This window comes from Rhizobacter sp. P2_G4, assembly GCF_056403575.1.
This window is the reverse complement of the sequence record NZ_JBFUFG010000001.1, coordinates 274,151-287,627: the sequence shown is the minus strand read 5'-3', so window position 1 is coordinate 287,627 and position 13,477 is coordinate 274,151. Positions and strand designations below refer to the sequence as shown.

Sequence of the window (13,477 nt, the reverse complement as noted above, 5' to 3'; positions counted from 1 at the left end):
GCCGCTCGTTCCCCCCACACCCGCGTCGGCCACGCCCGCGGCCGCCAACGCGCCCGCCGCGCCCACCTCGTACACGGGCTTCATGAAGAACAACCTGCGCGAGTACGGGATGTTGATCTCGCTCGTCGCGATCATGGGGCTGTTCCAGTACCTGACCGACGGCACGCTGCTGCGCCCGCTCAACCTCACGAACCTGGTGCTGCAGAACAGCTACATCGTGATCATGGCGCTGGGCATGCTGCTGGTGATCGTGGCCGGCCACATCGACCTCTCGGTCGGCTCGGTGAGCGGTTTCATCGGCGCGGTGGCCGCGGTGCTGATGGTGCAGTACGACTGGAATTTCGCGAGCGCATCGCTGGTGTGCATCGCCGTCGGCGCAGCCATCGGCGCAGCGCAGGGTTGGTTCGTCGCCTTCGCACGCATCCCGTCGTTCATCGTCACGCTGGCGGGCATGCTGGTGTTCAAGGGCCTGGCGCTGGCACTGCTCGCAGGCCAGTCGGTCGGGCCGTTCCCTGAGCTCTTCCAGAAGCTCAGCTCCGGCTTCATCGCCGACCCGCTGGAAGGTGAGACCCTGCGCACCACCTCGCTGTTGATCGGCGTCGCGGCCGCCGTGCTGCTGGTGTTCTTCAAGGTGCGCGGGCGGGCCAATTTGGCCAAGCACGACATGGTCACCGAGCCCTACCTCTTCTTCATGCTGAAGAACGGTGCGTTCGCCTTGATCATCCTCGCCTTCAGCTGGTTGATGTCCACCTACAAGGGCCTGCCCAATGTGTTGATCGTGATGGCCGTGCTGATCGTGGCCTACGACTTCATCACCACGCGCACCACCGTCGGCCGCCGCATCTATGCACTGGGCGGCAACGAGAAAGCGGCACGCCTGTCGGGCATCAAGACGCAGCGCCTGTCCTTCCTGACCTTCGTCAACATGGGCGCGCTGTCGGCACTGGCCGGCCTGGTGTTCGCCGCGCGGTTGAACACCGCCACCCCGAAGGCCGGTCTGGGCTTTGAGCTCGACGTGATTGCTGCCTGCTTCATCGGCGGCGCATCGGCTTCGGGCGGTGTCGGCAAGGTGATGGGCGCGGTGATCGGCGCTTTCATCATGGGCGTGATGAACAACGGCATGTCGATCCTCGGCATCGGCATCGACTACCAGCAGGTCATCAAGGGCCTGGTGCTGCTGGCGGCCGTGTTCGTCGACGTCTACAACAAGAACAAGTGATGACCTCGCCGATCCTCGAGTTGTCGGGCATCGACAAGCAGTTCGCTGGCGTCAGCGCGCTGCGCGACGTGCAATTGCGCCTGTTCCCCGGCGAGATCCATGCGCTGATGGGGCAGAACGGGGCAGGCAAGTCGACGCTGATCAAGGTGCTGACCGGCGTTCTCGAATCGAGCCGCGGCGACATGCGCCTGGCCGGCGCAGCGATTCGTCCGCGCTCGCCGCTGGACGCGCAAAAGCTCGGCATCAGCACCGTCTACCAGGAAGTGAACCTCTGCCCCAACCTCTCGGTGGCAGAGAACGTGTTCGCCGGCCGCTACCCGCGCTGTGGCGCGCTGCAAGGTTTTCGCATCGACTGGGCAGAAGTGCACCGGCGCGCCCGTGAGCTGCTGGCACGCATTGGGCTCGACATCGACGTGACGCAACTGCTCGGCAGCTGCTCTGTGGCAGTTCAGCAGCTTGTGGCCATCGCCCGCGCCCTGGGTGTCGAGAGCAAGGTGCTGATCCTCGACGAGCCGACCTCGAGCCTGGATGAAGACGAAGTGCAGAAGCTCTTCGCCGTGCTGCGCCGCTTGCGCAGCGAGGGCATGGCGATCCTTTTCATCACGCACTTCCTGAACCAGGTGTATGCGGTGTCCGACCGCATCACCGTGCTGCGCAACGGCCAGTGGGTCGGCGAGTGGCCGGCGGCCGAGCTGGGCCCGCAAGCGCTGATCTCGGCGATGCTGGGCCGCGAGTTTGCCGCCACTGCCGGTACTGCGGCCCCGATGGCCGAGGCCGATGCGAACACGCCGGTCTTCCTTCAGACCGAAGGCCTGGGCCAGGCCGGCCGCCTGCACCCGATCGACCTGAACCTCAGAGCCGGTGAAGTGCTGGGGCTCGCCGGCCTGCTGGGCGCGGGCCGCACGGAGCTGGCCCGCCTGCTGTTCGGCCTGGAGGCGCCGGACAGCGGCACGCTCCGCATCGATGGCAAGAACGTGCGCCTCACCAATCCGGCCGATGCGGTCGATCACGGCTTGGCGCTGTGCCCCGAAGAGCGCAAGACGGACGGCATCGTCGGCGAGCTGTCAGTGCGCGAGAACATTGCGCTCGCGCTGCAGGCCCGCCAGGGCGTGCGCCGTTTCATGTCGCACGCCGAGCAGACGGCGCTGGCCGAAAAATTCGTGAAGGCACTGGGCATCAAGTGCACCAATGTCGAAATGCCGATCGGACTGCTCTCGGGCGGCAACCAGCAGAAGGCAATGATCGCCCGCTGGCTCGCCACGGACCCGCGCCTGCTGATCCTCGACGAACCCACGCGCGGCATCGACGTGGCCGCCAAGCAGGAAATCATGGACGAGATCCTGCGGCTCGCGAAGGCCGGCATGGCGGTGCTGTTCATCTCGTCGGAAATGAGCGAGGTGGTACGCGTGTCCAACCGCATTGCCGTGCTGCGCGATCGCCGCAAGGTTGGCGAGCTGCCAGGCGGCAGCAGCGAAGCGGCTGTCTATGAATTGATCGCGGCGGAGCATGAGCATGCGTGATTTGATGAAGCACCGCCTGGCGTGGCCGGTGATCACGCTGTTCGTGCTGCTCGCCATCAACGCGGCGTTCAACCCCGGCTTCCTGCACATCGAATGGCGCGACGGTCACCTGTACGGCAGCCTGATCGACATCCTCAACCGCGCGGCACCGCTGATGCTGGTGTCCCTCGGCATGACGCTCGTGATCGCCACGCGCGGCATCGACATCTCGGTCGGCGCCGTGGTCGCCATCGCCGCCGCGCTCGCGGCCTGGATGATCGGCGGTGCGCTGGTCGTCGTCGATGGCGTTGCGACGCACGTCACGCGCTTCCCGATGCCGCTGGCCCTCTTCGCGGCAGTTGCAGTGGCAGCGCTGTGCGGGCTGTGGAACGGCATGCTGGTCGCCCGGGTGGGCATGCAGCCCATCATCGCCACGCTGATCCTGATGGTGGCGGGGCGCGGCATTGCGCAGCTCATCACCAACGGGCAGATCATCACGATCTACTACGGACCGTACTTCTTCCTCGGCAGCGGCTACCTGTTCGGCCTGCCGTTCTCGCTGTTCATCGTGGCGGCAGTGTTCATCGCGCTGTACCTGGCGATCACGCGCAGTGCGCTGGGCCTGTTCATCCAGTCGGTGGGCATCAACCCGGAGGCTTCGCGCGTCGCAGGTGTCAAGGCGCGCGCCATCATCGTCGGTGTCTACGCCTTCTGCGGCGCTTGCGCCGGCGTGGCAGGTCTCTTGATCAGCTCCAACGTGAAGAGCGCCGACGGCAACAACGCCGGACAGTTGATCGAGCTCGACGCCATCCTCGCCGTCACGCTTGGGGGCACCCTGCTCACCGGCGGCAAGTTCAGCCTCGTCGGCAGCATGCTTGGCGCGCTGATCATCCAGACACTCACCTATGCCATCTATTCGCTGGGCGTGCCGCCCGAGATCAATCTGGTGGTCAAGGCCGTGGTGGTGTTCGCGGTGATGCTGATGCAGTCGGCCGAGTTCCGCGACAGCATCCGCTCGCTGGTGCAAAAGCCTGCGCGCGGCGAGGTGCGGGCATGAACGCCGTCGTGTCGCCCACCGTCCAGGCCAGCAAGCCTGCCGCTGTGCCATCCGCGATGCGGATTCAGCAGAAGTATCTGCCCCTCACCGCGACGATCTCGCTCTTCGTGGTGATGGCCACGCTGGGCTCGGTGTTCTACACCGGCTTCTTCGCGCCGCAGGTGTTCCTGAACCTGTTCATCGACAACGCCTTCCTGATCATCTGCGCGGTCGGCATGACCTTCGTGATCCTGGCCGGCGGCATCGACCTCTCGGTCGGCTCGGTGATCGCGTTGACGACCATGGTCTCGGCATCGCTGGTGCAGCGCCACGGCTGGAACCCGTTCGCGGTGCTGCCTTTGGTGCTCGCGATGGGCACCGCCTTCGGCGCGTTGCAAGGCTTCCTGATCGAGCGCTTCCGGCTGCAGCCCTTCATCGTCACGCTGGCCGGCATGTTCATGGCTCGCGGGCTGTGCTACCTCATCAGCATCGACTCGATCGACATCACCAATCCGGTGTACTCGGCCATCTCGCAGGCACGCATTCCGGTGTGGGCGTTCGGTGAAGAGACCGCCTCGATCTCGATCGGCGCGCTGATCGCCATCGCCGTGCTGCTGGCCGCCATCTTCATTGCGCACTGCACGCCCTTCGGCCGCGCGGTGTATGCGGTGGGCGGCAGCGAGCATTCGGCCGTGCTGATGGGCCTGCCGGTGCGCGGCACGCTCATCGGCGTGTACACGCTGTCGGGCTTCTGCTCGGCACTGGCCGGCGTCGTGTTCACTTTCTACATGCTCTCGGGCTACGGCCTGCACGCGGTGGGCCTGGAGCTCGATGCCATCGCCGCCGTCGTGATCGGCGGCACGCTGCTCACCGGCGGCGTGGGCTACGTGTTCGGCACGCTCTTCGGCGTGCTGATGCTCGGGATCATCCAGACGCTCATCTCCTTCGACGGCACGCTCAGCTCCTGGTGGACGCGCATCGTCGTCGGCGCCCTGCTGTTCGTGTTCTGCCTGCTGCAACGGGTGTTCGCAGCGCGCACCGCCAAGCCTTCCTGAAGACAATTCCATGACCACCGACACCAAGAAAAAACTGCGCTCTGCCGAATGGTTCGGCACGGCCGACAAGAACGGCTTCATGTACCGAAGCTGGATGAAGAACCAGGGCATCCCCGACCACGAGTTCGACGGCCGCCCGATCATCGGCATCTGCAACACCTGGAGCGAGCTCACGCCCTGCAACGCGCACTTCCGCAAGATTGCCGAGCATGTGAAGCGCGGCATCTCCGAGGCAGGCGGCTTCCCGGTCGAGTTCCCGGTGTTCAGCAACGGCGAATCGAACCTGCGCCCGACCGCGATGCTGACGCGCAACCTCGCGAGCATGGACGTCGAAGAGGCGATCCGCGGCAACCCGATCGATGCGGTGGTGCTGCTCACCGGTTGCGACAAGACCACGCCTGCGCTGCTGATGGGCGCGGCCAGCTGCGACGTGCCCGCCATCGTCGTCACTGGCGGGCCGATGTTGAACGGCAAGCTCGAAGGCAAGGACATCGGCTCGGGCACCGCCGTCTGGCGCCTGCATGAGGCGATGAAAGCAGGCGACATCAACCTGCACCAGTTCCTGTCGGCCGAGGCCGGCATGTCACGCTCGGCCGGCACCTGCAACACCATGGGCACGGCCTCGACCATGGCCTGCATGGCCGAGGCGCTCGGCACCTCGCTGCCGCACAACGCGGCCATTCCGGCCGTCGACGCCCGCCGATACGTGCTGGCGCAGATGTCGGGCATGCGCGCCGTCGAGATGGCACGCGAAGGCCTCACGCTGTCGAAGATCCTCACCCGCCAGGCCTTCGAGAACGCGATCCGCGTCAACGCGGCCATTGGCGGCTCGACCAACGCGGTGATCCATTTGAAGGCCATCGCCGGTCGCCTGGGCGTGCCGCTGGAGCTTGAAGACTGGACACGCATCGGCCGCGGCACGCCGACCATCGTCGACCTGCAGCCCTCGGGCCGCTTCCTGATGGAAGAGTTCTACTACGCTGGTGGCCTGCCTGCGGTGATCCGCCGCCTGGGCGAAAACAACCTGCTGCCGCACCCCGATGCGCTGACCGTCAATGGCCAATCGATCTGGGACAACGTGCGCGAGGCGCCGAACTTCAACGACGAGGTAATCCGCCCGCTCGACAAGCCACTGATGGCCGATGGCGGCATGTGCATCCTGCGTGGCAACCTCTCGCCGCGCGGCGCGGTGCTGAAGCCCTCCGCCGCCACGCCCGAGCTGCTGAAGCACCGCGGCCGCGCCGTGGTGTTCGAGGACTTCGACCACTACAAGAAACGCATCGTCGACGAGACGCTGGAAGTCGACGCGAACTCGGTGCTGGTGATGAAGAACTGCGGTCCCAAGGGCTACCCCGGCATGGCCGAGGTGGGCAACATGGGCCTGCCGCCCAAACTGCTGAAGCAGGGCGTGACCGACATGGTGCGCATCTCCGACGCTCGCATGAGCGGCACCGCCTACGGCACCGTGGTGCTGCACGTCGCGCCCGAGGCGGCCGATGGCGGCCCGCTGGCAGCAGTGCGCGACGGCGACTGGATCGAACTCGACGCCTTCGCCGGCCGACTGCACCTGGACATCAGCGACGCCGAACTGGCCGAGCGCCTGTCCACCTTCAAGGCGCCGGTCGCGAGCATGACCGGCGGCTACCAGCGCCTCTACGTCGACCACGTGCTGCAGGCCGATGAAGGCTGCGATTTCGACTTCCTCGTCGGCTGCCGCGGCGATGCCGTGCCGCGCCACTCTCACTGAATATCCATCATGAGCACAGCACCAAGATACCGCGGCATCTTCCCCGTCGCACCCACCACGTTCACCGAGTCGGGTGAACTCGACCTCGTCAGCCAGAAGCGCTGCATCGATTTCATGATCGACGCCGGCTCCGACGGCGTCTGCATCCTCGCCAACTTCTCCGAGCAGTTCCTGCTTGCCGACGACGAGCGCGAGCTGCTGACCAAGACCATCCTCGAGCACGTGGCCGGCCGTGTGCCGGTGATCGTGACGACCACGCACTTCAGTACCAAGGTCTGCATCGAGCGCAGCCGCCGCGCGCAGGCCATGGGCGCCGCGATGCTGATGGTGATGCCGCCGTACCACGGCGCCACCTTCCGTGTCGGCGAGCCGCAGATCCACGAGTTCTATGCACGTCTGTCGGACGCGGTGGGCATCCCCATCATGATCCAGGACGCACCGGCTGCCGGCACGCCGCTGTCGGCAGCGTTCCTCGCCCGCATGGCGAAGGAGATCGAGCACGTGTCGTACTTCAAGATCGAGACGGCCGGTGCGGCCTCGAAGCTGCGCGAGTTGATCCGCCTCGGCGGCGACGCGATCGAAGGCCCGTGGGATGGCGAAGAAGCCATCACGCTGCTGCCCGACCTCGACGCCGGTGCCACCGGCTCGATGACCGGCGGCGCCTACATGGATGGCATCCGCCCCATCATCGAAGCGCACCGCAACGGCGACCGCGAGACCGCGTACTCGCTCTACCAGAAGTGGCTGCCGCTCATCAACTACGAAAACCGCCAGGCCGGCCTGCTGGCTGCCAAGTCGCTGATGAAAGAAGGCGGTGTGATCGCGTGCGAAGCGCCGCGCCACCCGCTGCCTGCCATGCACCCCGATACGCGTGCCGGCCTGATCGAGACCGCAAGAAGGCTCGACCCGCTGGTGCTGCGCTGGAGTCCCCAGATCCGATAAGCGTTCCCCCTGTGGAAGAGGCGCCCCCGGCCTCTTTCAATCTCAACTGAAACCAAGAAACCAAACCGGAGACTGAACCATGAAAACCATCCGCCAACTCGCGCCGCACGCACTGGCGCTCGCCGCCTCCATGGTCGCGTCGCAGGCCTATGCCGTCGACTTCGACGGTTACTTCCGCACTGGCCCTGGGCTGACGTCCAAGAACTCCGCGCGTGCCTGCTACGACCTCGGGATCTCCGGTGGTCACTACCGCCTGGGCAACGAGTGCGACCTCTATGGTGAGTTCGGGCTGGCCCAGACCGGCACGTCCGAAGGCGTGTCCTGGAAAGCCAAGGTCATGTTCAACGAGTACAACAACGGCACCGACATCGGTGGCTCGGCGTCCTCGTTCGAGCAGATGTACGTCGAAGGCAAGGGCTTCGACATCGCCCCCGGCACCAACTTCTGGATCGGCAAGCGCTTCTACGGTCGTAAAGACGTKCACATCCTCGACACCTTCTTCGTGCGCATGGACGGCGTGGGCGCYGGTGCAGACCAGATCGAGCTGGGCGGYGGYGCCAAGCTCGGCGTGGCCGCCTTCACCAGCGACACCGGTTCGGGCTTCGGCGACGGTGGCAACGGCAAGTCGACCAACCCCGGCGCRCGCCTGAACGTCGACGTGCAGGAGATCCCGGTCGGCATGGGCGCTCTGCGCGTGACCGGCACCTACACCCAGGGCCGCTATGACAACGCAACCGATGGCAAGGGCACCAGCGGCTTCGGTCTGAGCCTGCAGCACACGGTCGACATCGCCGCACTCGGCACCGGCAGCGGCAACACCCTGTGGCTGCAGTTYGCCCAGGGYTCGGCTGGTCTGGACGGCAACTTCGGCACCATGACGGCACCGAGCAGCGTGAAGAAGTGGCGCCTGGTGGAAAGCCTGACGTGGCAGCTGGGCGCCTTCGGGGGCCAGGCGGTGGCGCTGTACGGCCAACACGACAAGGACGATGTGGCCGGCACGACGAAGTTCAACGAAGCCTCGATCGGTGGCCGTGCGTCGTACGCGCTGACGAACAACTTCAAGCTGGTGAGCGAGCTGGGCTACATGCAGAAGAAGCCTGACGGTTCGGGCACGCAGAAGCTGACCAAGTTCACCTTCGCACCGACGCTGTCGGCCGGCCCGGGCTTCTGGAACCGCCCGGAGCTGCGCCTGTACGTCACCACCGCCAAGTGGAACGACGCTGCCAATGCCGCCGCCGGCCCGAACGGCCTGACCGGTCTGGCCAACGGCAAGACCAAGGGCACCAGCTTCGGTGCCCAAGCGGAAATCTGGTTCTGACCTGACTGTCGACGCAAAGTACGCCGGGCCGCTTGGCCCGGCCTCTTTCACCATCACCAAGCCCCGAGATGCTCGATCTTTCGCGTTTGATCGCTGTTGATTGGGGAACCAGCAGCCTGCGTGCCTGGTGTTTCGATTCGAGCGGAACGGTGATCGGCGAACACAGCAGCGACCAAGGTCTGCTGAAGGTCGCACCCGGTGGATTTGCCGACGTTCTGCGCGCCGCCGTAAGCCCCTGGGTGCGCGGCGACAGCGTGGTGCTGATGAGTGGCATGGTCGGCAGCAAGCAAGGCTGGGTTGAAGCGCCATACGCGACGATGCCATCGGGCGCGGACGAATTGGCCGCTGGGCTGATCGAAGTGCCCTTCGATTGCCGCTGCCTCATCGTTCCTGGAGTCAGGCGCACGGGTGCAACGCCCGATGTGATGCGTGGCGAAGAGACACAACTCGTCGGGCTCGAAGGTGAGCTCGATGGCAGGTTGGTCGTGTTGCCCGGCACGCACAGCAAGTGGGTCTGGCGCAAGGCTGGGCGCATCACCTGGTTTCGCACGTTCATGACAGGCGAGTTGTTCGATCTGCTGGGCAAACACAGTCTGCTCGGACGGTCGATGGCTGGCGAACAGATTGACCCGGATGGGTTTGCTCGCGGTCTCGCACAGGCACGCGCGCCCGGGGGTCTGCTGGAGAAGATGTTCGCCATGCGAGCGCTGTGGCTCAGCGGCGAGCTTCCTCCGAACCAACAGCGCGGCTATCTGTCAGGCCTGCTTCTCGGAACGGAGTTGGGCGATGCGCTCGCGGCGTTGAAGCGTGAAGCAGGGCCCGACGCCGGCGCGGCGCGGCGGGTTGACCTCGTCGCGAGCCCTGCGCTGAAGAATGTGTATCGCTCGCTGCTCGAGTCCGCCGGCCTCGAGGTACGCGTGGCCGACGGAAGCATTGCTGCACGCGGCCTGATGCGCATTGCGCTGCAGGCCGAGTTGCTCATCTGAAAGGAGCCGACATGGATCTGACGAACACCGATCTCGCGAAGCACCTGCCGCTGATTGCCATCCTGCGTGGCGTGAAGCCCGACGAGGTGATCGGCGTGGCCGACGCGCTGATGGCACACGGCTTCACGCTGATCGAGGTACCGCTGAATTCCCCGTCGCCGCTGCAAAGCATCCAGGCCCTGGCGCGCCATGTCGGCGCGCGGGCCCTGGTCGGTGCCGGCACGGTGATGACCGAAGCACAGGTGCGCCAGGTGAGGGAAGCCGGCGGCAAGCTGATAGTGATGCCGCATGCCGACGTGGCCGTCATCCGCGCGGCCAAGGCGGCCGGCCTCGTGTGCCTGCCAGGCGTGGCCACGCCCACCGAAGCCTTTGCCGCGCTCGCGGCGGGTGCAGACGGCCTGAAGATATTCCCTGCCGAAGCCATCGCGCCACCGATCCTCAAGGCCTGGCGCGCCGTGCTGCCTGCCGAGACGCGCCTGTACCCCGTCGGCGGTATCCAGCCGCAAAGCATGCGGGCCTACCTGGAAGCGGGCGTGGCTGGCTTCGGCCTCGGCTCGGCGCTCTACCGCCCCGGGGATTCACCGGCGCAAGTCGGCATGCACGCAGAACGCTTCGTCGAGACCTGGGCCGCCTGCGGCGGTCAGCCCGTCTCACCACCCTGAACGCCCTCTGACCGTAGCGAGTTCATCATGTCCGCTGACACCCCCTCCAAACCCGGGCGGCGCAGGCTGCGCTCTGAATCCTGGTTCGCCGGCACCGACCGCGACGCCTTCATCCACCGCAGCTGGATGAAGAACCAGGGCCTGCCCGACGACGCCTTCGACGGCCGCCCTGTCATCGGCATCTGCAACACCTGGAGCGAACTCACGCCCTGCAACGCGCATTTCCGAGACATCGCCGAGCGCGTGAAGCGCGGGGTGCTTGAAGCGGGGGGTGTGGCCTACGAGTTCCCGGTGATGTCGTTGGGCGAGACCAACCTGCGGCCTACCGCCATGTTGTTCCGCAACCTCGCGAGCATGGACGTCGAGGAATCCATCCGCGCCAACCCGATCGACGGCGTGGTGCTGCTCGCCGGATGCGACAAGACCACGCCTGCGCTGCTGATGGGCGCGGCCAGCTGCGACCTGCCGACGCTCATGGTCTCGGGCGGGCCGATGCTCAACGGCAACTACAAGGGCGAGCGCATCGGCTCGGGCACGCATGTGTGGCTCTTCTCCGAGAAGGTCAACGCCGGCGAGATGAGCATGGACGATTTCATGCAGGCCGAGAGCTGCATGTCGCGCTCGGCCGGCCACTGCATGACCATGGGCACGGCCTCGACCATGGCCTCGATGGTCGAGGCCCTGGGCGTCACGCTGCCCGGCAATGCGGCCATTCCCGCGGTCGACTCGCGGCGCTATGCGTTCGCGCAGATGTCGGGCCGGCGCATCGTCGACATGGTGCGTGAAGACCTGCGCCTGTCCAAGCTGCTGGTGCGCGACGCCTTCGTCAATGCCGTGCGGACCAACGCCGCGATCGGTGGCTCGACCAACGCCGTGCTGCACCTGATGGCGATTGCCGGCCGCGTACATGCTGATGCCGGCGCCAGCCTGAACCTCGACGACTGGGATGCCCTGGGCCGCGACGTGCCGACGCTGGTCGACCTGATGCCTTCTGGCCGCTTCCTGATGGAAGACTTCTTCTACGCCGGTGGGCTCCCCACCGTACTGCGCGCACTCGGCGACGCCGGCCTGTTGAACAAGGACGTTCTCACCGCCAACGGCAGCACGCTGTGGAACAACGTGAAGAACGCGCCCAACCACAACGCCGAAGTGATCCGCCCGCTCGACAAGCCACTCGTCGAGAGCGGCGGCATTGCCGTGCTGCGCGGCAACCTCGCGCCGCTCGGCTGCGTGCTCAAGCCCTCGGCCGCCACGCCGGCGCTGATGCAGCACCGCGGCCGCGCGGTGGTGTTCGAGAACATCGAGCATTACAAGGAGCGCATCGTCGACGAGGCGCTCGACGTCGACGCCAACTCGGTGCTGGTGCTGAAGAACTGCGGCCCCAAGGGCTACCCCGGCATGGCCGAGGTGGGCAACATGGGCCTGCCGCCCAAGGTGCTGCGCCAGGGTGTGACCGACATGGTCCGCATCTCGGATGCGCGCATGAGCGGCACCGCCTACGGCACCGTGCTGCTGCACGTGGCGCCCGAAGCCGCTGCCGGCGGCCCGTTGGCGTTGGTGCAGGACGGCGACTGGATCGAGGTCGACGTGGCCGGCCGCCGCCTGCACCTCGACGTGCCCGATGCCGAGCTTGCGCTGCGGCGTGCGAAGTGGAAGCCCGAGCCCGTCGCGATGAGCACCGGCTACCAGGGTTTGTACGTGGAGCGCGTGATGCAAGCCGACAAGGGTGCCGACCTCGACTTCCTCGTCGGCTGCCGCGGGCACGCGGTGCCGCGCGAGTCTCACTGAAGCGCGTCGGCCGTGAACTGCGTCGCCTCGTTCAAGTCTCACCACGCGGAGCGGTGCTGGCTCGGCAAGGCGTTCTCAACGATTCCCGCCTGATCAGAGCGGGCCTTGGCCCTGTGCGCACGCGAAAGCATCGCGCACAGGGTCTTATTTAGGGCAACGCTGAACAAGTCCCTTGCAGACGGCGCATCCTCGTTTTGGGTGGTCTGCGGCGTTGCAAATGCTCGCTATACCTGCGGGTATCGCTGCGCTTTGCGCCTTGCAGCCCATCCCAAACCGAGGCGCCCCGCCTCGCAGGGATTTATTCAGCGTCGCCTTAGAGCGTGGCGCCACCGTAGCTCATGGGTGATCCGCCGTCCCAACCGGGGATGGCGGCGGCCTGTTCGATCCAGCGGGCGAACTGCGCCTCGTCGAGCTCGTCCGACTCGCGCACATCCAGCGAGCGCACATCCTTGAACTGCCCGACGGGTGGAACAGGTGTCAGCGACGCCCCCTTGAAGAAGCTGAACTTCACGTGGCGCTGGAAGGCCGCGATGGCGAGGAACCAGCCTTGCCCCTCGACGCCGTAGAACGGGCTGTGCCACCGCACCGCCTTGCGAACGCCGGGCACCAGCTTCACGACCAGCGCGTCGACCCGCTGGGCGACTGCCGCCTGCCAGGGCTCCAGGCTCGCGATGTAAGCCTGCACGCCGGCGTCTCCATCGGACTTGGGCAGCACCGCGGGCTTGCGGGCCTTCGGGCGCGAGGCCTTCGCTGTGCTCGGCACGACGGCGCGAGTGGCGCGGGCTTTGGAAGTTGCCACCGTCGCAGCCCCCGTAGCCTCTAGCCGCGGGCCGTAGATTTGTTGAAGGCCACGGCGGCTCGAATGAGCGCCTTCAGGGCCTTCGCGTCCGGCTTGTCGCCTTCATGGAAGTCGATGGCGCGCCGGACGTTGCCGTCGAGGCTGGAGTTGAAGAGACCGGACGGGTCCTCAAGCGCAGCCCCCTTGGCAAAGGTCGTCTTCACGGCCTTCTTGTAGGTCTCGCCGGTGCAGATCAAGCCGTGGTGCGACCAGACGGGGTTGCTCCACTTCCACTCCTCGACCACCTCGGGGTCGGCCTCCTTGATGATGGCGCGCAGGCGGGCCAGCATCTCGCCGCGCCAGTCACCCAGCTCCTCGATTCTTCTGTCGATGAGGTCAGAAGCAGACTCGGCTGTTGTCATCGTGCTGTTCTTCATCTGAACTGCC

General features: G+C 66.2%; 12 protein-coding genes. 10 read left to right on the top strand and 2 right to left on the bottom strand.

The window, feature by feature from the left end:
• The first annotated feature begins 82 nt into the window (after nucleotides 1-82).
• The 10 genes from mmsB (at nucleotide 83) to AC1DYS_RS01380 (ending at nucleotide 12,252) form a co-directional block, all read left to right on the top strand.
• Nucleotides 83-1,219: a multiple monosaccharide ABC transporter permease gene (mmsB, locus tag AC1DYS_RS01425; RefSeq protein WP_477897233.1), complete on the top strand. Its 1,137-nt coding sequence runs from the start codon at nucleotides 83-85 to the stop codon at nucleotides 1,217-1,219.
• On the top strand, nucleotides 1,219-2,739 hold the full coding sequence (locus AC1DYS_RS01420) for a sugar ABC transporter ATP-binding protein (protein ID WP_477895325.1): 1,521 nt from the start codon (nucleotides 1,219-1,221) through the stop codon (nucleotides 2,737-2,739). Before mmsB ends, AC1DYS_RS01420 begins: the two co-directional genes overlap by 1 nt.
• Entirely contained in the window at nucleotides 2,726-3,775 is a 1,050-nt protein-coding gene (locus tag AC1DYS_RS01415; RefSeq protein ID WP_477895323.1) for an ABC transporter permease, read from the top strand. The genes AC1DYS_RS01420 and AC1DYS_RS01415 overlap by 14 nt, the downstream gene beginning before the upstream one ends.
• On the top strand, nucleotides 3,772-4,809 hold the full coding sequence (gene yjfF, locus AC1DYS_RS01410; RefSeq protein WP_477895321.1) for a galactofuranose ABC transporter, permease protein YjfF: 1,038 nt from the start codon (nucleotides 3,772-3,774) through the stop codon (nucleotides 4,807-4,809). The genes AC1DYS_RS01415 and yjfF overlap by 4 nt, the downstream gene beginning before the upstream one ends.
• 10 nt (nucleotides 4,810-4,819) lie before the next feature.
• Nucleotides 4,820-6,556, top strand: a complete 1,737-nt coding sequence (locus AC1DYS_RS01405; protein WP_477895319.1) for an IlvD/Edd family dehydratase — start codon at nucleotides 4,820-4,822, stop codon at nucleotides 6,554-6,556.
• Between the two features lie 9 nt (nucleotides 6,557-6,565).
• The gene (locus AC1DYS_RS01400; RefSeq protein ID WP_477895317.1) at nucleotides 6,566-7,498 is read left to right on the top strand and encodes a dihydrodipicolinate synthase family protein; all 933 of its coding nucleotides are present in this window, start codon (nucleotides 6,566-6,568) and stop codon (nucleotides 7,496-7,498) included.
• A gap of 79 nt (nucleotides 7,499-7,577) precedes the next feature.
• Entirely contained in the window at nucleotides 7,578-8,816 is a 1,239-nt protein-coding gene (locus AC1DYS_RS01395; RefSeq protein ID WP_477895315.1) for a maltoporin, read from the top strand.
• A 68-nt stretch (nucleotides 8,817-8,884) separates the two neighbouring features.
• Nucleotides 8,885-9,802 carry a 2-dehydro-3-deoxygalactonokinase gene (locus AC1DYS_RS01390; RefSeq protein WP_477895313.1) on the top strand — a complete coding sequence of 306 codons (918 nt, stop codon included), beginning with the start codon at nucleotides 8,885-8,887 and terminating at the stop codon, nucleotides 9,800-9,802.
• A gap of 11 nt (nucleotides 9,803-9,813) precedes the next feature.
• Complete coding sequence (locus tag AC1DYS_RS01385; protein ID WP_477895311.1) at nucleotides 9,814-10,464, top strand: 2-dehydro-3-deoxy-6-phosphogalactonate aldolase; 651 nt, start codon at nucleotides 9,814-9,816, stop codon at nucleotides 10,462-10,464.
• 27 nt (nucleotides 10,465-10,491) lie between these two features.
• Nucleotides 10,492-12,252 (top strand): IlvD/Edd family dehydratase, encoded by a 1,761-nt coding sequence (locus AC1DYS_RS01380; RefSeq protein ID WP_477895309.1) that lies wholly within the window; start codon nucleotides 10,492-10,494, stop codon nucleotides 12,250-12,252.
• A gap of 313 nt (nucleotides 12,253-12,565) precedes the next feature.
• Here the strand turns inward: AC1DYS_RS01380 and AC1DYS_RS01375 are convergent, their stop codons facing one another.
• Together AC1DYS_RS01375 and AC1DYS_RS01370 are read right to left on the bottom strand one after the other, a co-directional pair.
• Nucleotides 12,566-13,051, bottom strand: coding sequence for a DUF1801 domain-containing protein (locus tag AC1DYS_RS01375; protein ID WP_477895307.1), 486 nt, complete (start codon nucleotides 13,049-13,051; stop codon nucleotides 12,566-12,568).
• 20 nt (nucleotides 13,052-13,071) lie between these two features.
• On the bottom strand, nucleotides 13,072-13,467 hold the full coding sequence (locus AC1DYS_RS01370) for a DUF1801 domain-containing protein (RefSeq protein ID WP_477895305.1): 396 nt from the start codon (nucleotides 13,465-13,467) through the stop codon (nucleotides 13,072-13,074).
• Nucleotides 13,468-13,477 lie beyond the last annotated feature (10 nt).